Origin of the sequence: Methylobacterium aquaticum (assembly GCF_016804325.1) — a bacterium.
In the GTDB taxonomy this organism is placed as follows: domain Bacteria; phylum Pseudomonadota; class Alphaproteobacteria; order Rhizobiales; family Beijerinckiaceae; genus Methylobacterium; species Methylobacterium aquaticum_C.
Genome location: NZ_CP043627.1, coordinates 5,653,198 through 5,675,924 on the forward strand (window position 1 = coordinate 5,653,198; position 22,727 = coordinate 5,675,924).

The 22,727-nt window shown below is 69.6% G+C and carries 23 protein-coding genes and 1 pseudogene; 9 read left to right on the forward strand and 15 right to left on the reverse strand.

Features of this window, described 5'->3' with window-relative positions:
• Positions 1-285: 285 nt before the first annotated feature.
• The 10 genes and pseudogenes from F1D61_RS25920 to F1D61_RS25970 all read right to left on the reverse strand — a co-directional run bounded on the left by F1D61_RS25920 (position 286) and on the right by F1D61_RS25970 (position 8,751).
• Positions 286-654 carry a hypothetical protein gene (locus tag F1D61_RS25920; RefSeq protein WP_203155019.1) on the reverse strand — a complete coding sequence of 123 codons (369 nt, stop codon included), beginning with the start codon at positions 652-654 and terminating at the stop codon, positions 286-288.
• Positions 635-1,366, reverse strand: coding sequence for a hypothetical protein (locus tag F1D61_RS25925; protein WP_203155020.1), 732 nt, complete (start codon positions 1,364-1,366; stop codon positions 635-637). Before F1D61_RS25925 ends, F1D61_RS25920 begins: the two co-directional genes overlap by 20 nt.
• On the reverse strand, positions 1,363-2,502 hold the full coding sequence (gene pqqE / locus F1D61_RS25930; protein WP_203155021.1) for a pyrroloquinoline quinone biosynthesis protein PqqE: 1,140 nt from the start codon (positions 2,500-2,502) through the stop codon (positions 1,363-1,365). Before pqqE ends, F1D61_RS25925 begins: the two co-directional genes overlap by 4 nt.
• 122 nt (positions 2,503-2,624) lie before the next feature.
• Positions 2,625-3,706 (reverse strand): annotated as a pseudogene (gene pqqC, locus F1D61_RS25940) (pyrroloquinoline-quinone synthase PqqC).
• Between the two features lie 193 nt (positions 3,707-3,899).
• Entirely contained in the window at positions 3,900-4,799 is a 900-nt protein-coding gene (gene pqqB, locus F1D61_RS25945) for a pyrroloquinoline quinone biosynthesis protein PqqB (protein ID WP_203155024.1), read from the reverse strand.
• 21 nt (positions 4,800-4,820) lie between these two features.
• Positions 4,821-4,910: a pyrroloquinoline quinone precursor peptide PqqA gene (gene pqqA, locus F1D61_RS25950; protein ID WP_048451225.1), complete on the reverse strand. Its 90-nt coding sequence runs from the start codon at positions 4,908-4,910 to the stop codon at positions 4,821-4,823.
• Positions 4,911-5,018: 108 nt separating this feature from the next.
• The gene (pqqA, locus tag F1D61_RS25955; RefSeq protein WP_048426854.1) at positions 5,019-5,108 is read right to left on the reverse strand and encodes a pyrroloquinoline quinone precursor peptide PqqA; all 90 of its coding nucleotides are present in this window, start codon (positions 5,106-5,108) and stop codon (positions 5,019-5,021) included.
• A gap of 220 nt (positions 5,109-5,328) precedes the next feature.
• Positions 5,329-6,033, reverse strand: a complete 705-nt coding sequence (locus tag F1D61_RS25960) for a response regulator transcription factor (RefSeq protein ID WP_203155025.1) — start codon at positions 6,031-6,033, stop codon at positions 5,329-5,331.
• Positions 6,034-6,055: 22 nt separating this feature from the next.
• Positions 6,056-7,633, reverse strand: coding sequence for a sensor histidine kinase (locus F1D61_RS25965; protein ID WP_203155026.1), 1,578 nt, complete (start codon positions 7,631-7,633; stop codon positions 6,056-6,058).
• Positions 7,634-7,773: 140 nt separating this feature from the next.
• Complete coding sequence (locus F1D61_RS25970) at positions 7,774-8,751, reverse strand: NAD(P)H-binding protein (RefSeq protein ID WP_203155027.1); 978 nt, start codon at positions 8,749-8,751, stop codon at positions 7,774-7,776.
• A gap of 92 nt (positions 8,752-8,843) precedes the next feature.
• Between F1D61_RS25970 and F1D61_RS25975 the strand changes: the two genes are divergently transcribed.
• Positions 8,844-9,728: a LysR family transcriptional regulator gene (locus tag F1D61_RS25975; protein ID WP_203155028.1), complete on the forward strand. Its 885-nt coding sequence runs from the start codon at positions 8,844-8,846 to the stop codon at positions 9,726-9,728.
• A 264-nt stretch (positions 9,729-9,992) separates the two neighbouring features.
• Here the strand turns inward: F1D61_RS25975 and rnd are convergent, their stop codons facing one another.
• A complete protein-coding gene (rnd, locus tag F1D61_RS25980) occupies positions 9,993-11,147 on the reverse strand; it encodes a ribonuclease D (protein WP_203155029.1) in 1,155 nt (384 codons plus the stop codon).
• 85 nt (positions 11,148-11,232) lie between these two features.
• The gene (locus F1D61_RS25985) at positions 11,233-11,613 is read right to left on the reverse strand and encodes a hypothetical protein (RefSeq protein WP_203155030.1); all 381 of its coding nucleotides are present in this window, start codon (positions 11,611-11,613) and stop codon (positions 11,233-11,235) included.
• Between the two features lie 299 nt (positions 11,614-11,912).
• Here F1D61_RS25985 and aspS point away from each other — a divergent pair, with 299 nt between their 5' ends.
• The 8 genes from aspS to F1D61_RS26025 all read left to right on the forward strand — a co-directional run bounded on the left by aspS (position 11,913) and on the right by F1D61_RS26025 (position 20,794).
• On the forward strand, positions 11,913-13,727 hold the full coding sequence (gene aspS / locus F1D61_RS25990; RefSeq protein WP_203155031.1) for an aspartate--tRNA ligase: 1,815 nt from the start codon (positions 11,913-11,915) through the stop codon (positions 13,725-13,727).
• A gap of 9 nt (positions 13,728-13,736) precedes the next feature.
• Positions 13,737-14,636 carry a glycosyltransferase family 2 protein gene (locus tag F1D61_RS25995; protein WP_203155032.1) on the forward strand — a complete coding sequence of 300 codons (900 nt, stop codon included), beginning with the start codon at positions 13,737-13,739 and terminating at the stop codon, positions 14,634-14,636.
• Positions 14,630-15,679 carry an acyltransferase family protein gene (locus F1D61_RS26000; protein WP_203155033.1) on the forward strand — a complete coding sequence of 350 codons (1,050 nt, stop codon included), beginning with the start codon at positions 14,630-14,632 and terminating at the stop codon, positions 15,677-15,679. Before F1D61_RS25995 ends, F1D61_RS26000 begins: the two co-directional genes overlap by 7 nt.
• 215 nt (positions 15,680-15,894) lie before the next feature.
• Positions 15,895-17,334 carry a circularly permuted type 2 ATP-grasp protein gene (locus tag F1D61_RS26005; protein WP_203155034.1) on the forward strand — a complete coding sequence of 480 codons (1,440 nt, stop codon included), beginning with the start codon at positions 15,895-15,897 and terminating at the stop codon, positions 17,332-17,334.
• Positions 17,335-17,418: 84 nt separating this feature from the next.
• The gene (locus tag F1D61_RS26010; RefSeq protein WP_203159282.1) at positions 17,419-18,363 is read left to right on the forward strand and encodes an alpha-E domain-containing protein; all 945 of its coding nucleotides are present in this window, start codon (positions 17,419-17,421) and stop codon (positions 18,361-18,363) included.
• Positions 18,364-18,462: 99 nt separating this feature from the next.
• Positions 18,463-19,377 (forward strand): transglutaminase family protein, encoded by a 915-nt coding sequence (locus F1D61_RS26015; protein ID WP_203155035.1) that lies wholly within the window; start codon positions 18,463-18,465, stop codon positions 19,375-19,377.
• Positions 19,378-19,525: 148 nt separating this feature from the next.
• The gene (locus F1D61_RS26020; RefSeq protein ID WP_203155036.1) at positions 19,526-20,275 is read left to right on the forward strand and encodes a peptidase; all 750 of its coding nucleotides are present in this window, start codon (positions 19,526-19,528) and stop codon (positions 20,273-20,275) included.
• A 54-nt stretch (positions 20,276-20,329) separates the two neighbouring features.
• Positions 20,330-20,794: a GNAT family N-acetyltransferase gene (locus F1D61_RS26025; protein ID WP_203155037.1), complete on the forward strand. Its 465-nt coding sequence runs from the start codon at positions 20,330-20,332 to the stop codon at positions 20,792-20,794.
• A 20-nt stretch (positions 20,795-20,814) separates the two neighbouring features.
• On the opposite strand, the gene F1D61_RS35460 is transcribed toward F1D61_RS26025, so the two are convergent.
• From F1D61_RS35460 to F1D61_RS26040, 3 genes are all read right to left on the reverse strand, one after another.
• Entirely contained in the window at positions 20,815-21,288 is a 474-nt protein-coding gene (locus F1D61_RS35460) for a GNAT family N-acetyltransferase (RefSeq protein WP_432443178.1), read from the reverse strand.
• Between the two features lie 383 nt (positions 21,289-21,671).
• Positions 21,672-21,875, reverse strand: coding sequence for a Trm112 family protein (locus F1D61_RS26035; RefSeq protein WP_203155039.1), 204 nt, complete (start codon positions 21,873-21,875; stop codon positions 21,672-21,674).
• Positions 21,876-21,950: 75 nt separating this feature from the next.
• Positions 21,951-22,619 (reverse strand): LON peptidase substrate-binding domain-containing protein, encoded by a 669-nt coding sequence (locus F1D61_RS26040; RefSeq protein WP_203155040.1) that lies wholly within the window; start codon positions 22,617-22,619, stop codon positions 21,951-21,953.
• Positions 22,620-22,727 lie beyond the last annotated feature (108 nt).

Here is a 22,727-nt window from a genome sequence, read left to right on the forward strand (position 1 = left end):
CGATGCGCCGGCATCCCGGGCCGTCGATGGAAGTCTCAGAGCCTGTTTGAGCAGCGTGATTTGACAAAAACTGAGAAAAATCAGGAGATATCCTACCCTTCCACCTCATCCTGAGGTGTTAGTCGATCGCAGATCGACTGACCTCGAAGGAGGGCTCCAGAAGTCTCTGCGATCCCTGGAGCCCTCCTTCGAGGCTCACTTCGTTCGCACCTCAGGATGAGGTTGGCGGGAAGGATGATCCCGTCTACCTCAAATATTGGGTAGAAATCCTGCTCATACAGGCTCTCAGTTCGCGGTCGGCCGGTAGCAGCGGATCTCGGCCTCGGCCTGGGCCCGGCGCAGCTCCGCCACCTTGTCGTCGAACATCTTGGTCGAGCGGAACTCGTTCGCGCGCTGGCCGATGCCCTGGCGCATGCCCAGGATGGTCGAGGCCTGGACGTACTTGTCGTAGGGCAGGATCGCCGCGATGGCGTCGATCGAGCAGGCGCATTTCGTCAGCCCCTCGCGGGTCTGGCCGTTGGCCGCCATGCAGCCGAAGATGTAATCGGCCCGCGCCTCGGTCGGGTAGTCGTTGTCGTCGGCCCGCGCGGAGCCGAGGCCTGCCGCGACCGCGAGGCCGCCCGCGAGAAGCGCCTTAACCAGCATTCGGTTCATAGGTCAGCGTTTCCTGAAGCAGAATTCCGCCCTCGGGGTTGGTCGCCCGGGCGTCGATCGAGACGATCTGGCCCGGCACCTTCGGGGAGACCACGAAGGTGTAGGTCAGGCCCTCGAAGCCGCGCAGGCGGTCGCGCACCGGATCGTCGACGAAGGGCCGCGCCACGACGCGCCAGCCCGGTTCCTTCCGGCCGTCGACCTCGACCTCGGTCGGGGTCACGGTCGCGTTCTCGCGCAAGGCGCGCCGGATGCCGTTCTTGATGTAGCGCGGATTGCCCTTGAGCACCTTGGCGAGGTCCTCGAGGTGATGCTCCAGGAAGCGCACCAGCACGGGGTTGCCGGGGACGTCCTCGTAGGTCGCGGTCGGCATCCGGCGCTCGCCGGAGAACATCTCGACCTTGAGGTTCCGGTTATCCGCGCTCGCGCCCGGTGTCACCTCCTCGCGGATGCGGTCCTCGACCGGTGGCCCGAAGGGGGCGCCGTCGATGCCGCTGAAGCGGGTGTAGCGGTAGCCGAGCGGCTGGCCCGGCGTCGTATTGGCGACCTGGTTGGTCTCGAACAACAGGACGGTGGCGTTGGGCGGCGTTTCCCGGGAGGCCGTGGCCGGACTCGGCGTCGCTTGAGCCGGTGCGGCTTGCGGCGGCGTGCCTTGCGCGAGAGCCGGACCGCCGAGCAGGGCGGAGACGAGACCAACCAGGACGAGACGGCTCACACGGGCGCTCCCTCGGGAACGGCAGCGCGGGGTGCGCCGCCGATGGTGCGATACTGGTAATCGGGCGCGGTCTCCAGCGCCGATTCGGCGACCGCCAGGGCCTGGACCTTGCCGTGCAGGGGCGAGAGCGAGCAGGCCGGATCGGTGGCGGCGGCGTCGCCCGCCAGGGCCAGGGCCTGGCAGCGGCAGCCGCCCCAATCCTTCTCGCGCCGGTCGCAGGAGCGGCAGGGCTCCTTCATCCAGTCGGTGCCGCGATAGGCCCGGAAGGCCGGCGACTCCGCCCAGATCTCAGCCAGCGAATGGTCCTGGACGTGCCAGAACTCGAGGCCGGGAATCGTCTCGGCGGCGTGGCAGGGCAGAACCTTGCCGGTCGGCGTGACGTTCATCAGCCGTCTTCCCCAGCCGCCGGCGCAGGCCTTCGGATACTTGGCATAGTAATCCGGCACGACGAGGTCGATGACGAGCTGGCCCTTCAGCCGCTCGCGCGCCTCCTCGACGGTGCGGATCGAGCGGTCGACATCGGCCTTCGCCGGCATCAGGGCGGCGCGGTTGACGTAGGCCCAGCCGTAATATTGCGTGTGGGCCACCTCCAGGCGCTTGGCGCCGAGGCGGACCGCCAGATCGATCAGCGCCGGCACCTCGGCGATGTTGCCGCGGTGGATCACCGCGTTCAGCGTCAGCGGCAGGCCGAGCGCCGTCACCCGCTCGGCGAAGGCGAACTTTTGCGGCTGCGCGTTCTTGAGGCCGCCGATCCGCTCGGCATTCGCCGCCTCGACCGCCTGGACCGAGAGCTGCACGTGATCGAGGCCGACGTCGTAGAGCGCGTCGAGCTTGTCCAGCGCGCCGGCCACCCCGGAAGTGATCAGGTTCGAGTAGAGGCCGAGCTCGGCGCAGGTGCGGGTGATGTCGACGATGTCCTGCCGCGCCGTGGGCTCGCCGCCGGAGAGGTGGACGTGGAGCACGCCCAGCGCCGCCGCCTCGCGGAGCACCCGCTGCCAGGTCGCCGTGTCGAGCTCGGCCGAGCGCCGGTCGAGTTCGAGCGGGTTCGAGCAATAGGGGCAGCGCAGCGGGCAGCGATGCGTCAGCTCCGCGAGGAGCCCGATCGGGGCCGGCAGAGTGGGCGTGACGGCGTTCATGACTGTCCCTCCCGGGGCCTCCAGAGCATTTCACGATCGCGCTGCCATCGCGAAGCTCTCCAGGTCTTTGTTTTTGCCGCATTGTCTTCGACGAACCGGCATCCGCTTCGTCGGACAATGCCCTAGGCCGCCGGCACGGTCTCGAGCACGCGCTTGAGCAGCAGGCCGTCCAGCATCGTGATCACGTCGGGCTCGATGATCGCGGCGTCGACCGCGTATTGCTGGCTCAGGGCCTCGGCGATGGCCCGGATGCTGCGCGACCCGTCGACGAGGCCCAGAACCGCGACGGCGTTCTGGTCGAGGTCGAAGGTGCGCTCGGGCGCCAGCAGCACGTGGGCGTCGCGTACCGTGTCGTGGCGCAGCCGCACCCCGCGGGGCAGCCGCGGCACGCTGTCGGGGGTGAGGCTCATGCGTCCGCTCCCGCGCGCAGGCCCTCGCCCGGACGCCAGGCATCCGGCGGGATCATCCCGGGCGACACGTAGGCGAAGTAGAGCGCGTCGAGCTGGGTCCACAGCACGTTGCACTTGAAGCGCAGCGCGTCGAGGGCCTGGGCCTGCTGCTGCGGCGTGAGCGCGTGGCGCGTGACGTAGTCGAGGGCGAAATCGGCGTCCCGGGGCGCCTGGGTCAGGCGCTTGTCGAAATAGGCCAGGGTCTCGCGGGTGATGAAGTCGTAGTTCTTCAGCATCCCGGCGACGCGCTCGGAGATGATGGTCGGCGAGAACATCTCGGTCAGCGATGAGGCGATGGCCTCCAGCAGCGAGCGCTCGGCGACGAAATGCACGTAGGCCTCGACCGAGAAGCGGGTCGCCGACAGGATGCCCTTGGTCGACAGCACGTAATCGCGTTCGAAGCCGACGCCCTCGGCGAGCTTCAGCCAGCGCTCGATGCCGCCGTCGCCCTCGTGGTCGCCGTCATGGTCGACGATGCGCTGGCGCCAGACCCGGCGGAGATTCGCATCCGGCAGGCGGGCCAGCAGGGTGGCGTCCTTCACCGGGATCATCGCTTGGTAGTAGTAGCGGTTGAGCGCCCAGGCCCGCACCTGATCCTTGTCGAGCTTGCCGTCGTGCAGCAGGCGATGGAACGGGTGCAGGTTGTGGTAGCGCCGCGCCCCGATGTCGCGGAGCGCCGCTTCCAGCTCCGCCGGCGAGAGCAGGCGGTCGGCGGGCTCGGTCGGGCTGACGGAGAGGGCGAGGGAGGCGGTCATGGCGTCGGGCGTCCTGAGGGGTCCGGCTTGTTCGTTACCAGTGATCCCGTGGGCGGGAACTTGATCCACCGCAAGGAGGGGTCAAGGGCGACCAAAGTGCGTGGGGGAGGGCTATCCGGCGAAAGGAAGCGGCGCCGCTGTGAACCCTCCCCGCAGAGGGGGGAGGGAGAAGCCCGTGCCCGACCGAAACCTCTCACACCCGCAACGTCAGCCCGTCATGGGCCACGACCCACCCCGCCGCCTCGACGCCGCGGCGCTCCTCCGAGCCCTCGACCAGCACCGGATTGGTGTTGTTGATGTGGACGAAGACTTTTTGGCCGACCTGCACCGCGGCGAGGGCCGCCACCGAGCCGCCCTCTCCGGTCATCGGCACGTGGCCCATGCGCCAGCCGGTCTTGGTGCCGACGCCGGCGCGGATCATGTCGTCGTCGGCCAGCACCGTGCCGTCGAACAACAGCGCGTCGACCCCGGAAATCCTGTCCTTCAGCCCGTCCGTGACGCGGGCGCAGCCCGGTACGTAGGCGAGGCGCTTCCCCCCGGCCTCGATCATCGCGCCCACCGTGGTCTCGGTCTCGGCGCCGATCTCCGGCGTGCCGTCCTCGAGCCAGAGCGGCACCTTGCCGGGCACCGGAAACAAGGTGACGGTGAGGCCCGGCACCGGCGAGAAGGGTTGGTCGAGGGCGATCTCGGTGCGCTCCACCACGCCCTGTGCCATCACGTCGAAGACGCGGTTGGCCCCGATCGAGTCGAGGATGCCGCGCGTGGCGTGGAGGCGGAAGGGCTGGCCCTCGCGAAGCGTCAGCAGGCCCGCGACGTGGTCGACGTCGCCGTTCGTCAGCAGCACCGCCTGGATCGGCGAGTGGCGCAGGCCCTCGCGCGGATGCAGGGCCGGTGTGTCGAATAGCTGCTGGCGGATGTCGGGTGAGGCGTTCACCAGGAGCCAGGAATCGCCGTCGGCGGAGACGGCGAGGCTCGACTGGGTGCGGGGCAGGACCCGGCGGTCGCCCGCCCGGGCCATGGCGCAGATCGGGCAGCGGCAGTTCCACTGCGGCACGCCTCCGCCCGCCCCGGACCCCAGAACGATGGCGTGCATGAGCTTGCGGCCGATCCGGTCTTAGTTGAAGGGATCGATCTCGGCGGACTCGTAGGACGTGACTTCCATGCCGACGCAGATCTCGGCGACGACGGGCAGCGACCACTTCATGGTGTTTCTCCTGATCGGCGGGTGATCCGGCGCGGATGGCCGGTGCAACGATGGTATCTCGCGCGCCGTCCGGCGGGGGACCGCCGGAGGCGCAGACCGGGTGAGCCCTTAGTTGAAGGGATCGATCTCGGCCGACTCGTAGGACGTGACTTCCATGCCGACGCAGACTTCGGCGACGACGGGCATCGACCACTTCATGGCGTTTCTCCTGATCGGCGGAAACCTCTAAGAGGTTCCTAAGACTTTGAGATGACAGTGTTTTCCGTCACCACGGGATATATCGGCAATCGGCGCCCGGAGTGCAAGCGCTATTTTGCCGAAAGGCGGTGGGAAACCGGGCGGTGGTTTCTCAGACCGGTCTTATTGTGCAGGCTCGCCATGGGTTTAGCCGGGATAAATTGTGCCCGAAATAATTTCGTCACTGACGAAATCCGGCCTCGTGCAGGTCGAGCATGAAGCCGCGGCCGCGCACGGTGACGAGGCTCGGGCCGCCGGCACGGGCGATCTCGGCGAGCTTGGTGCGCAGGTAGCCGACATAGACGTCGACCACGTTGAGGGAGAGACCGCCCTGGCTGGCCCACAGCTTGTCGAAGATGTCGCCCCGCGTCACCGGGCGGCTCGCCTGCTCCATCAGGATCGCCAGCAGCTCGGCCTCCCGCTGGGTCAGGCGGGCTGTGACCTCGCCGAAGCGGACCTGGCGCGTCGCGAGATCGAGGGAGAGCCGCCCGGCGCTGACCAGGGTGCGGGCCTCGCCGCTCGCCCGGCGGCGCTGCAGGTGGACGCGCAGGCGGGCCAGCAGCTCGTCGAACACGAACGGCTTGACGATGTAGTCGTCGGCCCCGACCGCCAGGCCGTCGACCCGGTCGCCGACCTCGTCCTTGGCGCTCAGGAAAAGGATCGCCCCCGGATAGCCGCCCTCCCGCAACGAGCGGCAGACGTCGTGGCCCGAGCCGTCCGGCAGCATGTTGTCGAGCAGCACCGCCTCGGGCACCCGCTCGCGGGCCGCCGACAGCGCCTCGTCGACGCCGCCCGCGAGGTCGACGCCGAAGCCCTCGGCGGAGAGGCCGCGCGCCAGCATGGCACGGATGTCGCCGTCATCCTCCACGATGAGAACGTTGGTCATGCGCGTTGTCCCGGTCGCCGGCTCATGCCGCGTCCTCCCTCACATCCTCGCCGGGCAGTTCCAGGGTAACCCGTGCGCCGGGCCGCCCTGAATCCAGGCGTATCTCGCCATCATGGCGCTCAACGACCCAGCGCGCCAGTGCGAGGCCGATGCCGAAGCCGGAGGCCGCCGGCCCCGGCCCGGACCCGCGCCGGAAGCGCTCGAACAGGCCCTCGGCCTCCGGTGGGAAGCCCGGGCCGTCGTCGGACACCGTCACGGTGGCGCCGCTGCCGCTCGGCGCGAAGCCGAGGCGCACCTGCGTGGCGCCGGTCGCGTGGCGCAGCGCGTTGTCGATCAGCCCCTCGACGATCTGGCGCAGCCACTCGGCATCGGCCGGCACCTCGACATCGGCCTCGCTCGGCTCCAGCACCAGCGCGATGCGGCGGCGCTTCGCTTCCGGCGCACAGCTTTCCACCGCTTCCGCCAGGATTCCGGCGAGCCCCACCGGCCGGCGTTCCAGGGCGATCTCGCCGGATTCCGAGCGCGCGACCCGCAGCATGTCGCCGACCCGGCGGTGCAGCCGCAGGGCCCGCTTGCGGATGGTGGCGATCACGGGACGGAACGGGTCCGGCGTGTCGGGGGAGCGGGCGGCGAGGTCGCATTCGCCGAGGATCACGGTGAGGGGCGTGCGCAGCTCGTGGCTGACATCGGCGAAGAAGCGCCGGCGCGAGCGGTCGATCTCTTCCAGCCGCGCATTGGCGCCGCGCAGGTCGGCGGTGGCGCGGGCGACGATCTCCTCCAGGGCGGCCCGGTCGGCGGCAACCCGGATCTCGCGCCGTTTCAGCCGCGCCGCCATCCGGTTGAAGCTCGCGACGAGCAGGCCCAGCTCGTCGTGGCTCGCGACAGCCAGGCGGGTGTCGAGCTCGCCCCGGCCGATCGCCGCGGCCCCGGCGCGGATCGCCTCGATCCGGCGCAGGATCGGCCGGGTCAGGCCCCGGTGCAGCAGGATGAGGAGCAGCACGATCAGCACGGTCGCCGCCACCGCGACGACCCGCATCCGGACCGCGAGCGTCCGGACCTCCGCCGCGGACGCCTCGACCGCCCGGCGCTCCGCCTCGACCAGGAAGGTGAGGGGCTGGCCGGTCACCGCCCCGAAGGCGTTGAGCGCGCCGCGGATCGCGTCGGCGCGCCTGGCCGGCTCCGGCTCGCGCTGGATCTGCGCCACCTGCCGGTCGAGCATGGCGCGGGCCGACCGCAGGCGGGCGAGCGGGCGGGCACGCGCGGTATATTGCGTGCGGTCGAGGACGCCGCCGGCCCCGGCGACCGCCCGGCTCACGCCTTCGTCGACGGCGTTCAGCGCCTTGTCGACCTCGTTGCGGGCATTGGCCAGCCGCTCGGGCCGGCCCGGATTGTCGCTAACTGCCTCAACGGCGGCGAGGCCGAACTCGGTCAGGCGCCCGGACAATTCGGCGATCCGCTCCAGGCGCACCTGCGCGTCGAGCGTCGCGTCCAGGGTGCGCTCGGCGGTGTGCAAAGTGGTGTAGAGGCCGACCGCCGCCAGCACCACGAGGAACGCCGCGCTCCCGACGAGCAGCCCGAACCGTACCCTGAGCGATCCCATTCCGGCGCGCCACTCCCGTTCTGCCCGTCATCCTGACCGGGATCGCCCGCGAGGGCGAGGTACCGATCGGTATGGCCCCCCGGCGAGGGGTGCTGCATACCGCTCGGACGGCACGGCTGCCAGCGGGGCCGGATCGCGTCTCAGCCCGCGCGCCCGTCCGCGAGACATCCCAGCCCCGCCAGCGTCGCCCGGACCGCCTCGTCGAGCGGGGTGTGCGGCTCGTGCCCGAGGAAACCCACCAGCCCGGCATTGTCCATCCGCAGCGGCTCCCGCCACAGGTAGCGCATCTCGCGGATCTCCCGGGCCAGCGGCCAGAACGGCGCGGCGACCGGCAGGAGGCCCCAGGGGAAACGCCGCACTTTCACCTCGCTACCGACCGCGCGGGCGATGGCGGCGATCATCTGCCGGCCGTCCGGGTCCCAATGCCCGTCCATGTTGAAGGTCGCGAAAAGGGGCAGGTCCGCCTCGCGCCCGGCCAGCCGCACCATCGTCTCGGCGACGTCGGGCAGGTAGGCCCATTGGTGGCCGATTCCCGCGATGCCGGGATCGAGGACCGTCCGCACCGGCCGTCCCGGCCGCACCAGGGCGGTGGAGAACCAGGAATTGGCGGTGGTGCGCGGGCCGAAGAAGTCGCCGGCCCGCAGGATCAGGCTGCGCACGCCGGACTCGCGCAGGCTGTCCTCCATGGCGATGCGGATGCGGCCCTTGGCGGTCCGGGGCGTCTGCGGGGCGTCGGCACCCGGGTTCGGGCCGGCATCGCGGCCGTAGACGTAGACGTTGCCGGGCAGGATCAGGCGGGCCCCGGTCGCCCGGGCGGCGGCGATCGAGGCATCGAGCATCGGCAGGACCAGCCGGTCCCAGTCGCGGTAGCCCGGCGGGTTGACCGCATGCACGATCAGCGACACGCCCGCGGCGGCCGCGACCACGTCGCCGGGCACCATCGCGTCGCCCCTCGTCCAGGCGAGCCCGTCCGCCTCATGGGCGAGACCCTCTCGGGCGACGCGGCCCGGGTCGCGGTGCAGGGCCCGCACCGTCCAGCCCTCGCTCAGGAGGCGCCGCGCCGCCGCGCCGCCCACCCCGCCCGTCGCACCCAGCACCAGGGCCGTCCTCGTCGTCATCGCGCGCTCCTCGTTCGCCGTCGGCGGGGATGTGCCAGGGGAAAGGGATGGCGAAAATTGCCCAAGTGCGGTGAGCCGCTATACGGTTTCGTATGACCGAACCGAGCTGGGACCATTATCGTGCCGCGCTCGCCGTGCTGGAGGAGGGCTCGTTGTCCGGCGCCGCGCGGGTGCTGGGCCTGACGCAGCCGACCCTCGGCCGGCAGGTCGCGGCCCTGGAGCAGGCTCTGGGGACCGCGCTGTTCACCCGCTCGCCCACCGGCCTCGCGCCGACCGAGGCCGCCCTGACCCTTGCGCCCTATGCGCGCTCCCTGAAGGCGACCGCGGAGGCCCTGCGCCGGGCGGTGGCGGCGGAGGCGGACGGAGTGTCCGGCCGGGTGCGGATCACCGCGTCCGAGGTGGTCGGCGCCGAGGTGCTGCCGCCGATCCTGGCCACCCTGCACGCGCGCCATTCGGGCCTCGCCCTCGACGTGGTCCTCTCCGACCGGATGCAGGACCTGCTGCGGCGCGACGCCGACATCGCCCTGCGCATGGCGCCGCCGACGCAAGCGGCGCTGGTGGCGCGTCGAGTCGGCACGGTGAGCCTGGGCCTCTACGGCCATCGCCGCTACCGGGACCGGCGCGGCCTGCCCGAAATTCCGGCGGATCTGGCGCGGCACAGCGTGATCGGCTTCGACGCCGAGACGCCGTTCCTGCGGGCGATGATGCGGGCGGCGCCCGCGCTCGGCGAGACGCCCTTCGCCTGGCGCAGCGACAGCACGCTGGCGCAACTCGCGGCGCTCCGGGCCGGCTTCGGCCTCGGCGCCTGCCACACGACGCTCGCCGCCCGCGACCCGGACCTGATCCGGGTATTGCCGGAGATCGTCTGGGAACTGCCGACCTTCGTGGTGATGCACGAAGACTTGCGCTCGTTGCGCCGCTGCCGGATGGTGTTCGATGCGCTGGTGGAGGGGATGGAGGAGTATTGCCGCGTGTAAGATGCGATCAGGGATAGCTATTGTGGTTGGCTCTCCCAGAATTCATGGTCTCCGCGTCATTCCGGGGCCGCGCAGCGGAGCCCGGAATCCAGACGCTCAGGTTCTCGAGAAAGAGGCGGAACGCTCTCCGTTTCATTCTGTACGATCAGCGGTTCTGGATTCCGGGCTCCGCTCCGCGGCCCCGGAATGACGCGGAGGCTGGTCGATATTGTCGAGAGAGCCGAACAGCCGCCTTCACTCGCCCCCGACCAGCCCCATCACCCCTCACGGCAACTCCCGCACCACCACGCGCCCGCCCTCCGCCGAGAGCGCCAGACGCCCGGCCTTCAGCGCCAGCGCCTTCTCGCCGAACAACCCGCGGCGCCAGCCGTGCAGCACCGGCACGTCGGCCGCGTCGTCCTCGGCGAGCGCCTCGAGGTCGTCGACGGTGGCGATGATCTTCGGCGCCACCCGCTCGTCCTCGCAGACCGCCTTCAGCAGCACCTTGAGCAGCTCGACGAGCGCCCCGTTGCCGCCGCTGCGGGCGCGGCCGCGCTCGGGGGTCGGCACCGTGGAGGGCTCGCGGGACAGGCCGCGCTCGACGGCGGTAAGAATGTCGGCGCCGGTGCGCGAGCGCTCGAACCCGGCGGGGATCGTGCGTAGCCGCCCCAGGGCCTCGACGCTGCGCGGCGCCGAGGTGGCGATGTCGATCACCGCCTCGTCCTTCAGGATGCGCCCGCGCGGCACGTTGCGGCTCTGCGCCTCGCGCTCGCGCCAGGCCGCCACCTCCATCAGCACTGCGATCTCGCGGGCCTTGCGCATCCGGGAGCTCAGGCGCTTCCAGGCCTGGTCCGGATCGGCCTTGTAGGTATCGGGGGAGGTGAGGACCGCCATCTCCTCGTCGAGCCAGGCGCCGCGGTCGGTGGCGACCAGCTCCTTGCCCAGCGCCTCATACACTTTGATGAGGTGCGTGACGTCCGACAGGGCGTAGCTCAGCTGCGCGTCCGAGAGCGGTCGGCGCGACCAGTCGGTGAAGCGCGACGACTTGTCGATCTTCGCCTTGGCGACGTCGTTGACCAGCTGCTCGTACGACACCGAGTCGCCGTAGCCGCAGACCATCGCGGCGACCTGCGTGTCGAAGAACGGCTGCGGCAGCAACCCGCCGAGCAGCCAGATGATCTCGAGGTCCTGCCGGGCCGAGTGGAAGACCTTCAGCACGCCTTCGTCGCCCATGAGGGCGAAGAACGGCGCGAGGTCGATCTCGGGCGCCAGCGGATCGACGAGCGCGGTCGACCCGTCCGGTGCCGCGATCTGGATCAGGCACAGCTTCGGATAATAGGTCGTCTCGCGCATGAACTCCGTGTCGACGGTCACGAAGGGTTGCGTGGCGAAGCGCGCGCAGGCGGAGGCGAGTTCTTCCGTCGAAGTAATCAGCTTCATGGATCCGGCTATAGCGGAGCCCGCCGCCGAGAGCGAGAGACCGGCACCGTGGGTTATGGGGATTGGGCGCCGTGGGACCCGAAAATCATGCGGCGCGCCGCCCGCTCCGGCGCGAATCCCGGCGCAGGGCCGCCGCGCGGGCCCGCCGCGTGCCTTCCGCCCGGCGGGTGAGCCAGTCGAGGATGTTGCGCTCCACCTGCTCGCCGGTATCCCGGTCGGTCAGGCGATGGATGCGGTCGGCGCGAAAGCCCCGGTAGCCGTCCCGGTCGCGGTCGGTGCCGCCGACCAGCACGCGGCCCGGGCCGATCTTCAGTTCGCGCGCTTGCAGCCGGCGCACGCTCCAGGCGCCGCTGCCGTCCTCGTAGACGAGTTCGAACCGGCCCTCGATCGGCAGCACCCGCCAGGCACCGTCCTGGCGCTCGATGAACTGGCGCTCGACGAACGTGTCCTTGCTCTCAGTCGGCATGGCGCGGGCCTCCGGTCGCGGCGTGTGGCGCGCCGTGGGCGCATCCCACGGCGGATCGGGCAGGGTATCGGTGGGCGGCTCGACGGAGCCGAAAAAGCTGTGCTGATCCATGGGGATAATATAGTTGTTCGTCGTTTGTTCCGCAAGCATGGGCGCACCTGCGCCGGGGGCCCGCGCTTGACTTCGCTCCCCCCTTCGCGAATGGGTGCCGGGAGCCATTTCCCGCCGGCGGCCCGCCCGCGCGCCCGGTCTCGGGCCCGGTCGAGACAGCCGAGCTTCTGGACAGCCAAGACACGCCCATGCACCGCTATCGTTCCCATACCTGCGGGGCGCTCCGCCCGTCCGACGTCGGCGCGACCGTCCGCCTCTCCGGCTGGTGCCACCGCGTCCGCGACCATGGCGGCGTGCTGTTCATCGACCTGCGCGACCATTACGGCATCACGCAATGCGTGATCGACGCCGATTCCGCGGCCTTCAAGGCGGCGGAAGCCGTGCGCTCGGAATGGGTGATCCGGATCGACGGGCGGGTGCGCCAGCGGCCGGCCGGCACCGAGAACGCGGACCTCCCGACCGGCGCGGTCGAGGTCTACATCACCGACCTCGAAGTGCTGGGCGCCGCCGCCGAATTGCCGATGCCGGTCTTCGGCGACCAGGACTACCCCGAGGAGACGCGGCTCAAGTACCGCTTCCTCGACCTGCGCCGCGAGAAGCTGCACGCCAACATCATGCGCCGCGGCGCGATCATCGATTCGCTGCGCCGGCGGATGCGCGAGGGCGGGTTCTTCGAGTTCCAGACCCCGATCCTCACCGCCTCGTCGCCGGAGGGCGCCCGCGACTTCCTGGTGCCGTCGCGCCTGCATCCGGGCAAGTTCTACGCCCTGCCGCAGGCCCCGCAGCAGTTCAAGCAGCTGACGATGATCGCCGGCTTCGACCGGTACTTCCAGATCGCGCCCTGCTTCCGCGACGAGGACGCCCGGGCCGACCGCTCGCCGGGCGAGTTCTACCAGCTCGACATCGAGATGAGCTTCGTCACCCAGGAAGACGTGTTCCAGGCGGTGGAGCCGGTCCTGCGCTCGGTCTTCGAGGAATTCGCCGACGGCAAGCGGGTGTCGCCGAGCTTCGTGCGCATCCCCTACGCCGAGGCGATGCTGAAATACGGCGTCGACAAGCCGGACCTGCGCAACCCGCTCGTCATCGCCGACGTGACGCAGGAATTCCTGCGCGAGGACGTGACCTTCAACGCGTTCAAGAACGCCATCAAGGCCGGCGGCGTCGTCCGCGCCGTGCCGGCCCCGGGGGCGGCCTCGCAGCCGCGCTCGTTCTTCGACAAGCTCAACGACTGGGCCCGCTCCGAGGGCGCGCCCGGCCTCGGCTACATCGTGTTCGAGGAGGAGGGCGGACAGCTCGCCGGCCGCGGTCCGATCGCCAAGTTCATCCCGGCCGAGGCGCAGGCGGCCATCGCCGCCAAGGCCGGCATCAAGGCCGGCGACGCGGTGTTCTTCTCCGCCGGACCCGAGGCGAAGGCGGCCGGGCTCGCCGGCAAGGCGCGCATCCGCGTCGGCGACGAGCTCGCCCTGTCCGACAAGGACCAGTTCGCCTTCTGCTGGATCACCGACTTCCCGATGTACGAGTGGAACGAGGACGAGAAGCGGGTCGATTTCTCGCACAACCCGTTCTCGATGCCGAATTTCGACCACGAGGCCTTCATGGCCCTCGACCCCGAGGACCACGCGACGATCCTCGGCATCAAGGCGTTCCAGTACGACATCGTCTGCAACGGCATCGAGCTCTCCTCGGGCGCGATCCGTAACCACCGCCCCGAGGTGATGGAGAAGGCCTTCGGCCTCGCCGGCTACCCGAAGGAGGTGCTGGAGGCGAAGTTCGGCGGCATGCTGAACGCGCTGAAGCTCGGCGCGCCGCCGCACGGCGGCATCGCCCCGGGTGTCGACCGCATCGTGATGCTGCTCTGCAACGAGCCGAACATCCGCGAGGTGGTGCTGTTCCCGATGAACCAGCGCGCCGAGGACCTGATGATGAACGCGCCGTCCGAGGTGACCACCAAGCAGCTGCGCGAGCTGCATATCCGCCTCAACCTGCCGCAGAAGCAGGGCTGATCGGCGGACGTGCCCGGTCTCGTCGCGGTCGTCGTCGCGCATGACAGTGCCGGCGTGTTGCCGGCCTGCCTCGCGGCGCTCGCCCGCGAGCACGTCCCGGCCCTCGTCGTCGACAATGCCAGCCGCGACGGCTCGGCGGACCTCGCCGCGTCGCTCGGGGCGAGGGTGCTGCGGCTCTCCCGCAACGAGGGCTACGGCCGGGCGAACAATGCCGGCATCTGGGCGGCGGGGCGGGCGGAATACGCGCTGATCGTCAACCCCGACGTCGAGCTGCAGCCAGGGAGTGCCGACGCCCTGCTCGCCGCGGCCGAGGCCTATCCCGATGCGGGGCTGTTCGCGCCCCGCATCGTCGAGCCGGACGGGCGCTTCTTCTTCCAGCCGCGCTCGCTGCTGAGCCCCTACCTCACCAATCCGGGCGGCCAACGCCATCCGCCGGAGGCCGATGCCTGCGCGCCGTTCCTGTCCGGCGCCTGCTTGATGGTACGCCGCGACCTGTTCCTCTCCCTTGGCGGGTTCGACCCCAACATCTTCCTGTTCTACGAGGATGACGACCTCTGCCGGCGGATCGCCGACGGGGGCAGGGCGCTGATCCACGTCCACGGCGCCGTGGCGCTCCACGGCCGCGGCGCGTCGAGCGCGCCCGAGCCCGGCCGGGTGCGCCGCTCGCGCTGGCACCAGGCCTGGTCGCGGGCTTACGTCTCGCGCAAATACGGCCTGCCCGACCCGACCGGGGCGATGCTGGCGAAGAACGGGATCAAGGCGCTGCTCGCCGCCCTGGCCTTCCGCCGCTCCGGGATTGAGCGCTACGGCGGCTCGGTCGCCGGCGCCTGGGCGGCCCGCAAGGGCCGCACCGCGCTGGCGCAGGAGGGGCTGTCGGAGCGGCCGCCGCAGGAGGTCGCGCCGTGGTGACGGTCGCCGACGGCCTGGCCCGCCCGCACAACGCCTTCGGGGCGGTCCGGCTGGCCCTGGCGCTCCTCGTCGTGGTCTCGCACGCCTTCAGCGTCACCACCGGCGCCCTCCTCGACGAGCCGCTGACGCAGGCCACCGGCTACACGCTGGGCGAGCACGCAGTGAACGGCTTCTTCGCCGTCTCGGGCTTCCTCGTCACCATGAGCCTGATGCGCCGCGGCCCGCGCGACTACGTCGTCGCCCGGGCGCTGCGCATCGTTCCCGGGCTGGTGGCCGCGACCCTCATCGTGGCGCTCGGCCTCGGCAGCCTGATGACCCGCCTCGACCTCGCGGCCTACTGGGCCGATCCGGGCCTGTGGCGGTTCATCGAAGGGACGCTCACCACCTTCAAGAGCAACGCCGCCCTGCCGGGGGTCTTTTCGGAAAACCCGTTCCGCTTCCCGATGGGCACGGTCTGGACGCTCAAATACGAGGTGCTGTGCTATCTCGGCCTGTTGGCGGCTGGACTCTTGGGAACTCTGCGCTGGCGCTGGCTCTGCCCGCTCCTGGTCGCCGGGTTGTTCGTGGCCCTCACGCTTGCCGGCCTGCGCGCGGGCGGGATGCCGAAGGGCCTCGAGACGTCCATGCGCCTGCCGCTGATCTTCGCCACCGGCGCGGCGCTCTTCCTCTATGCCGACCGTGCCCGCCTGAGCTGGCCGCTGGCCTTCGCGCTGCTCGCCCTGGCGGCCCTCCTGCACGGCACCGCCCTGTACACGCCCATGCTCTTCCTCGCCGAGGCTTACGGCATCCTCTGCCTCGGCCTGGCCCCCCCGGTGCGCCACCCGGCGCTCGACCCGCGGGCCGACCTCTCCTACGGCACCTATCTCTACGGCTGGCCGATCCAGCAGAGCCTGCACGCGCTGTTCCCCGCGGTCTCGGCCTGGTGGCTGCTGCCGCCCTCGCTTCTCCTCACCCTCGCGGTGGCGGCCCTGTCCTGGCGCCTCGTCGAGCGGCCGGCGCTGAGCTGGAAGGCGAGGCTGATGGGGCGGCAGCCCACGGTGTGATTCGCCCCCGCCTCGGGCCCGTCGAACCCCGGTTGCGGTCCTCCACCATCCGGCGAATTGCTGAAAATTTAAGCAAAATTGCCCCGCTCGCGGTGCGATCCGCACCATCGGGCATGACCCAGCGCAAAGTCGGGGGAGCCTTTGCGCAGAGGACGCATTTCCTTTGCCTTGGCCCCCGTCTTGCGTCTAGCTTCGGGGCAAACAGAGGGACGCCCATGCCGCTCAGCGCGTTCGACGAGATGACGGGAATCCAGGAGAGCGGACTGGACCCGGCCGCCGTGCGCGAGGCGTACGCGGCACTCAAGACCTGGCTCGACAATACTCCGCCCGAGCACTTCGACACGCGGCGCAGCCAGGCGGAATTGTTCTTCCGCCGGATCGGGATCACCTTCGCGGTCTATGGCGACAACGAATCGACCGAGCGGCTGATCCCGTTCGACATCATCCCCCGGGTGCTGACCAAGCCCGAATGGAGCTTCCTGGAGCGTGGCCTGAAGCAGCGCGTCACCGCGCTCAACATGTTCCTGGCCGACATCTACGGCCCGCAGGACTGCATCAAGGCCGGGATCATCCCGGGCGACCTCGTCTTCCGCAACCCGCATTACCGGCTGGAGATGCGGGATTTCGAGGTGCCGCACGGCAAGTACGTCCACATCGCCGGCATCGACATCGTGCGCACCGGCGAAGACCAGTTCTTCGTGCTGGAGGACAATGCCCGCACGCCGTCCGGGGTCTCCTACATGCTGGAGAACCGCGAGGTGATGCTGCGGCTCTTCCCCGAGCTGTTCTCCAAGCACCGGGTTTCCCCGGTCGAGGCCTATCCGGACGCCCTGCTCGCGACCCTGCGCAGCTTGGCGCCGATGCGCGCCGCCCGCGACCCGAGCGTGGTGCTGCTGACGCCGGGACGGTTCAACTCGGCCTTCTACGAGCACTCGTTCCTGGCCGACAAGCTCGGCGTCGACCTGGTCGAGGCCTCGGACCTCTTCACCAAGGACGACGTGGTCTACATGCGGACCACCGAGGGGCCGCGGCGCGTCGACGTGATCTACCGGCGCATCGACGACGACTTCCTCGATCCCCTGGTGTTCCGGCCCGATTCGGTGCTGGGCGTGCCCGGCCTGATGAGCGCCTACCAGAGCGGCAGCGTGACGCTCGCCAACGCGGTCGGCACCGGCATCGCCGACGACAAGGCGGTCTACAGCTACATGCCGGAGATCGTGCGCTTCTTCACCGGCGAGGAGCCGATCCTGCACAACGTGCCGACCTATCGCTGCCGCGAGAAGGAGGCCTTGTCCTACGTGCTCGCCAATCTCGGCGATCTCGTCGTCAAGGAGGTCAACGGCTCGGGCGGCTACGGCATGCTGGTGGGCCCTCACGCCACCAAGCGCGAGATCGAGGAATTCGGCCGCAAGCTGCGGCACGCGCCCGACGGCTTCATCGCCCAGCCGACGCTCGCTCTCTCGACCTGCCCGACCTTCGTCGCCTCCGGCGTCGCGCCCCGCCACGTCGACCTGCGGCCCTTCGTGCTCTCGGGCGCCGACGACATCCGCATCGTGCCCGGCGGCCTGACCCGGGTCGCCCTCAAGGAGGGCTCGCTCGTGGTCAATTCGAGCCAGGGCGGCGGCACCAAGGACACCTGGGTGCTCGACGGCTGAGCGGCCCTCTTCGCTCGTGAGAACAGGACCGAGCCGGAGGCCCGGTCCGCCCGCACCACCCACAGCGTGAGCCATCTGCCCGCCATGCTCTCCCGCACCGCCGACAACCTGTACTGGCTCTCGCGCTACGCCGAGCGTGCCGACTTCGTCGCCCGCATCCTCGACGCGGCCCTGCGCCTCTCCGCCCTGCCGGCCAATTACGGCGGCGGCGAAGCGAACGAGTGGGAATCGGCCCTGGCCTCGGCCGGCAACATCGATCTCTTTCGTCCGCTCTACGACAGCGTCAACGAGCACACCGTCCGCGACTTCCTGGCCTTCAGCCCGAACAACCCGTCCTCGATCCGCTCTTGCCTCCAGACTGCCCGGGAGAATGCCCGCAGCGTCCGCACGGCGCTGACCAGCGAGATGTGGGAGGCGATCAACGAGGCCTACCTGCACCTGCGCAGCTTCGAGGGCCGGGACATGACCCGGGAGGAATTTGCCCGCTTCCTCGACTGGGTGAAGGGCGTGTCGCTCGCTTTCGACGGCTCGGCCTACCGCACGATGCTGCGCAACGACGCCTACTGGTTCACCCGGCTCGGCATCGCCATCGAGCGCGCCGACAACACCGCCCGCATCCTCGACGTGAAGTACCACGTGCTTCTGCCCGAGACCGAGCGGGTCGGCGGCAGCCTCGACTACTTCCAGTGGACCACGATCCTGCGCGAGGTCTCGGCGCTGACCGCCTATCACTGGGTCTACCGCGAGAGCATCAAGCCCTGGCTGGTGGCCGACCTCCTGATCCTCAACCGCGAGATGCCGCGCTCGCTCGCCAATTGCTACGAGATGCTGGTCAACAACCTCGACCGCATCGCCGATTCCTATGGCAGGCGGGGCCCGAGCCAGCGCCTCGCCCGCGGCATGCTGGCCAAGCTCGACGACACCACGGTGGACGAGATCTTCGCCTCCGGCCTGCACGAGTTCATCGAGGCGTTCATCGCCGAGAACAACCGGCTCGGGGCGGCGATCGTCGAGCAGTATCTGGGCTGACGGCCTGCCACGTCCGGGCGGTTTCGCCCATTCGCGGGACGGTGTATGACCGCCCCGCACAGCTCAAAGCTTTTGCGTGACAGCGAGCATCGCGACCCCATGCGTATCCGCGTCGTCCACGAGACGGTTTACCGCTACGACAGCCCGGCCCGGGGCCTGATCCAGATGCTGCGGCTCACCCCGCGCGACCATGACGGCCAGCACGTGCGCGCTTGGCGCATCGAGCCGACCGTCGACGGCCGCCTGAGCCGGCGCGAGGACGGCTTCGGCAACGTCGTCCACGTCTTCAGCGCCGATGGACTCGAAGAGGCGATGACCATCCGGGTCACCGGCGAGGTCGAGACCACCGAGACCCACGGGGTGATGCGCGGCATCTCCGAGTGGCTGCCCGATCCGTTCTACCTGCGCGAATCGCGCTTCGCCGTCGCCGACGAGGCGATCCGGACCTTCGCCGACGAGACGGTGGGCGACAGCGCCGACCCGCTCGACCGGCTGCACCGGCTGCTCGCCGGCGTCCACCAGGCGGTCGATTACGCCCCCGGCCCGACCGGAGCCACCACCACCGCGGCGGAGGTCTTCGCCCTGGGCAAGGGCGTGGCGCCGGACGTCGCCCACGTCTTCATCGCGGCGGCGCGCCACCTCGAGATCCCGGTGCGCTACGTCACGGGCTATCACTGGCGGCCCGACACCGCCGAGCAGGAGGCCGGCCACGCCTGGGTCGAGGCCCGGGTGCCGGATCTCGGCTGGGTCGGGTTCGATCCCGCCCACGGCATCGCCGTGACGGAAGCCCATCTGCGGGTGGCGATCGGCCTCGACTATCTCGACGCCGCCCCGGTCCGCGGCAGCCGCACCGGCGGCGGCACCGAGACCATGACGGTCCGGGTGCGGGTCGACGATGCCCGGGCCAAGGACCAGCCTGAGACGGATCAGCCCGAGAAGATGCAGGCCGGGACGGAGCTGGCTCACGCGCAGGCGCAGCAGGCTCCGGCCGCGCAGAGCCAGGCCCAGGGCTGACGTGCCTGTGGCACCGCCGCGATAGGGGCGGGCCACCTCACCTGGGGGAAGCGAATTCGGCTGGATTCGCCGGGCAGGCTGGGCCAGGGTGGCGCCCGCGCGCGGTGCCGGACCGCCCGCATGACGGCTCGCCGGGGGGCGGTGTGCGATGACCTATTGCGTCGGGATCCTGGTCGAAGAGGGTCTCGTCATGATCGCCGATACCCGCACCAATGCGGGGCTCGACGACATCTCGACCTACCGCAAGTTGCACATGTTCACCAAGCCCGGCGAGCGTGTGCTGGCCTTGGCCTCGGCCGGCAACCTCTCGGTGACCCAGTCGGTGCTCTCGCTCCTGACCGAGGGCGTCGAGGATCCGGATACCGGCAAGCCGGAGACGATCTACGACGCGCCGACGATGTTCCGCGCCGCCCAGCTCATCGGCCGCGCGATCCGGAAAGTCCGGGCGATCGAGCGCGCCGGGTTCGAGGCGGCGCAGCTGCGCTTCGAGGTGTCGTTCCTGTTCGGTGGCCAGATCGGCGACGGGCCGATGCGGCTCTACATGATCTACTCGGCCGGCAACTTCATCGCCTGCAGCCAGGACGCGCCGTTCCTGCAGATCGGTGAGCACAAATACGGCAAGCCGATCCTCGACCGGGCGGTGACCTTCAAGACCGACATCTACGATGCGCTCAAGGTCGGCCTGGTCTCGATGGACTCGACCATGCGGTCAAATCTCGGCGTCGGCCTGCCGATCGACCTCACGGTGATCCGCCGCAACACCTGCGACACCGAGGTCCTGCACCGGATCGAGGCCGGCGAGCCGTATTTCCACGACCTGCGCGAGCGCTGGTCCGCGGCGCTCAGGGCGGCGCATCGGGCGATCCCGCGGCCGCCTTATGGGCCGGGGGTGAAGTAGGGGACAGCCTCGGATCGCCGTCCGTAACGGGGAAGGGCAGGGGACGACCACGTCATGTCCGACCTCGTCATTCGGCCCGTCGATCGGGCCGACCTGCCCCGTCTCCTCGACCTGTACGTCCACCTCGACGCCGATGACGTGCGCGCTGCGCCCGAGGATGCCGTCGCTGCCCTCGACCGGCTCGCCCGCTACGAGGGCAGCGTCGTCCTGGTGGGAGTGCTCGATGATGCGCTGGTCACGACCTGCACCCTCGTCGTGATCCCGAACCTGACCCGCGGGGCGAAGCCCTACGCGCTCATCGAGAACGTCGTCACCCACGCCGATCATCGGGGCGCAGGGTTCGGGCGGGTGGTCCTGAATGCGGCGATCGACCGTGCCTGGGAGGCGGGGTGCTACAAGGTCATGCTGATGACCGGTTCGACGAAGCCGGCCACGCTGGCGTTTTACCAGGCAGCCGGATTCGAGCAGACGAAAACGGGCTTCCAGGTCAGGCGGGTAGCTATCCGATGCGATGGATAGCGAAATTCCGCACTCGATGCTTAGCGGACGATAGTTATTTGCATTGGCACGCACTCGTCAGCCTGTTCCAGCAGCTGTGGTCGATTGTGAACGAGGCGACCCCAACCCGTAGACGTATAGAAGCCTAAGGCGTCCGCAGCAGCGTTGACGAACAGGGTGTGGAGGCCAAGCTTGTTTGCGTATTCCTTGACCATCGTGTCTAGGATGCGACCGTGGCCTTGTCCCCGAAGGGCTGCGCATACGGCAACGAGCCGCGCGATACCCGTTCCATCGCGCAGGTTATCGAGCCTTGTCGTACCGGCTCCTCGTCCGTTGAATCTCAGCAGCAAGGGGTGATGGTGGAGAAGCCGCTCCTCGGGACGGGATTCGTCGTAGCCATGGAGGCCGCGCTCCTGCCACAACACCGAACGCCGTATATCATGGTAGCTCTGCCAGTCGGCCACGCTGGAGACGCGAAGGAGGGTATGTGCCATCTCGTCAGACCAGTGCCTCATAGGCCGCTGTTCGCCGCATGGGTCCCGGCAAAGAAAGTCCTATTTGGCCTGGGCCTTTCTGTCCTTATCAGAGTATATCTGGTCTGGCTTGTCTTCCATAAGATCGAAAAATTCGAAAATGTCCAACCCTCAACCTCATCCTGAGGTGTCAGTTCATCGGAGATGGACTGACCTCGAAGGAGGGCTCCAGACGTCGCCGCTGTCCCTGGAGGCCTCCTTCGAGGTCAGCCGATCTTCGATCGACTAACACCTCAGGATGAGGTGGAGAAACAGGATACTCTGCAACTATTCGCGGGATTTGGAAAAGTATTCCGCTCAAACCGGCTCTCAGGCAGGAGCGCGAACGTGCATCCCGCCCTCAGGGAAATGCGCCCCGCCCAGCCTCAATCCGCCAGCGGCCGCGCCTCTTCCGGCAGCATGATCGGGATGCCGTCGCGGATCGGGTAGGCGAGCTTGGCCGAGCGGCTGATCAGTTCCTGGCGCCCGGAATCGTAGTCCAGCCGCTCCTTGGTCAGGGGGCAGACCAGAAGCTCGAGCAGCTTCGGGTCGATGCGGGTGGCCTCGGCGGAGAGGGGGGAATCGGTCACGGGTGGTCCTTCGAAATGGCCCGGCGGCGCCTTGCCGATCGGGTCCGGTGCGACGGCTTTAGCGCAAAGCGTGGGCTATTGCAGCGTCGGCTCGCCGCCCGATCCCCGCACCAGCTCCATCTCGGTCACGGCGATCAGCACCTCGGCCCGGGTCTTGAGGTCGGGGGCCTCCAGCATCGCCTGCTTCTCGCGCGGGCCGAACGGGCTCATCATGCAGAGCGCGTTGACGAGCGCCTCGTTCGGCGCCTCCTCGATGCCGGCCCAGTCGACCTTGAGGTCGTTGGCGTCGACGAAATCGCGAAGGGCCTTGAGGACGCCTGCGCGATCGACCGCCTCCTCGCCGGCCCGCGCATGGAAGTCGCTCTCGAACGGCGCGAAGGTCACCTTGCAGCGGCGATAGCCGGTGGTTGTGGCCATCTCCTCCTCGATCCGGAACCGGGCGATGCCGGTGAGCGAGATCAGGTAGCGGCCGTCGCCCGTCTCGGCGAACTGGGTCACCCGGCCGGCGCAGCCGACGCGAAACAGCTTGGGCGCGAGTGGGGTCTCGCCGGATTCGGAATCCGGCTGGATCATGCCGATCACCCGATCGGTGCGGAGCGCATCGTCCACCATCGCGAGGTAGCGCGGCTCGAAGATGTTCAACGGCATCTGGCCCCGCGGCAGCAGCAACGCGCCGGGGAGGGGAAAGACCGGGATCACGGCCGGGCAGTCGGCCGGGCCCTTGTAGGCGACGTTCATGCTCATCGGCGTCGCTCCCGCGCGGATCGATCAGGGCTCCCGGGCCCTCTCGTCTCGGACCCGGGATCGCACGCCTGCCACTTAGGGCGCCGCCCTCCGGCGTGGATACCTGTC

Bases quoted from the DNA above. Each gene is read 5' to 3' on its own strand.
- F1D61_RS25920 (WP_203155019.1), bottom strand. From the start codon at position 654: ATGAACCGAATGCTGGTTAAGGCGCTTCTCGCGGGCGGCCTCGCGGTC.
- pqqE (WP_203155021.1), bottom strand. From the start codon at position 2,502: ATGAACGCCGTCACGCCCACTCTGCCGGCCCCGATCGGGCTCCTCGCG.
- pqqB (WP_203155024.1), bottom strand. From the start codon at position 4,799: ATGCACGCCATCGTTCTGGGGTCCGGGGCGGGCGGAGGCGTGCCGCAG.
- pqqA (WP_048451225.1), bottom strand. From the start codon at position 4,910: ATGAAGTGGTCGCTGCCCGTCGTCGCCGAGATCTGCGTCGGCATGGAA.
- pqqA (WP_048426854.1), bottom strand. From the start codon at position 5,108: ATGAAGTGGTCGATGCCCGTCGTCGCCGAAGTCTGCGTCGGCATGGAA.
- F1D61_RS25960 (WP_203155025.1), bottom strand. From the start codon at position 6,033: ATGACCAACGTTCTCATCGTGGAGGATGACGGCGACATCCGTGCCATG.
- F1D61_RS25965 (WP_203155026.1), bottom strand. From the start codon at position 7,633: ATGGGATCGCTCAGGGTACGGTTCGGGCTGCTCGTCGGGAGCGCGGCG.
- F1D61_RS25970 (WP_203155027.1), bottom strand. From the start codon at position 8,751: ATGACGACGAGGACGGCCCTGGTGCTGGGTGCGACGGGCGGGGTGGGC.
- F1D61_RS25975 (WP_203155028.1), top strand. From the start codon at position 8,844: ATGACCGAACCGAGCTGGGACCATTATCGTGCCGCGCTCGCCGTGCTG.
- rnd (WP_203155029.1), bottom strand. From the start codon at position 11,147: ATGAAGCTGATTACTTCGACGGAAGAACTCGCCTCCGCCTGCGCGCGC.
- F1D61_RS25985 (WP_203155030.1), bottom strand. From the start codon at position 11,613: ATGCCGACTGAGAGCAAGGACACGTTCGTCGAGCGCCAGTTCATCGAG.
- aspS (WP_203155031.1), top strand. From the start codon at position 11,913: ATGCACCGCTATCGTTCCCATACCTGCGGGGCGCTCCGCCCGTCCGAC.
- F1D61_RS26005 (WP_203155034.1), top strand. From the start codon at position 15,895: ATGCCGCTCAGCGCGTTCGACGAGATGACGGGAATCCAGGAGAGCGGA.
- F1D61_RS26010 (WP_203159282.1), top strand. From the start codon at position 17,419: ATGCTCTCCCGCACCGCCGACAACCTGTACTGGCTCTCGCGCTACGCC.
- F1D61_RS26015 (WP_203155035.1), top strand. From the start codon at position 18,463: ATGCGTATCCGCGTCGTCCACGAGACGGTTTACCGCTACGACAGCCCG.
- F1D61_RS26020 (WP_203155036.1), top strand. From the start codon at position 19,526: ATGACCTATTGCGTCGGGATCCTGGTCGAAGAGGGTCTCGTCATGATC.
- F1D61_RS26025 (WP_203155037.1), top strand. From the start codon at position 20,330: ATGTCCGACCTCGTCATTCGGCCCGTCGATCGGGCCGACCTGCCCCGT.
- F1D61_RS35460 (WP_432443178.1), bottom strand. From the start codon at position 21,288: ATGAGGCACTGGTCTGACGAGATGGCACATACCCTCCTTCGCGTCTCC.
- F1D61_RS26040 (WP_203155040.1), bottom strand. From the start codon at position 22,619: ATGAGCATGAACGTCGCCTACAAGGGCCCGGCCGACTGCCCGGCCGTG.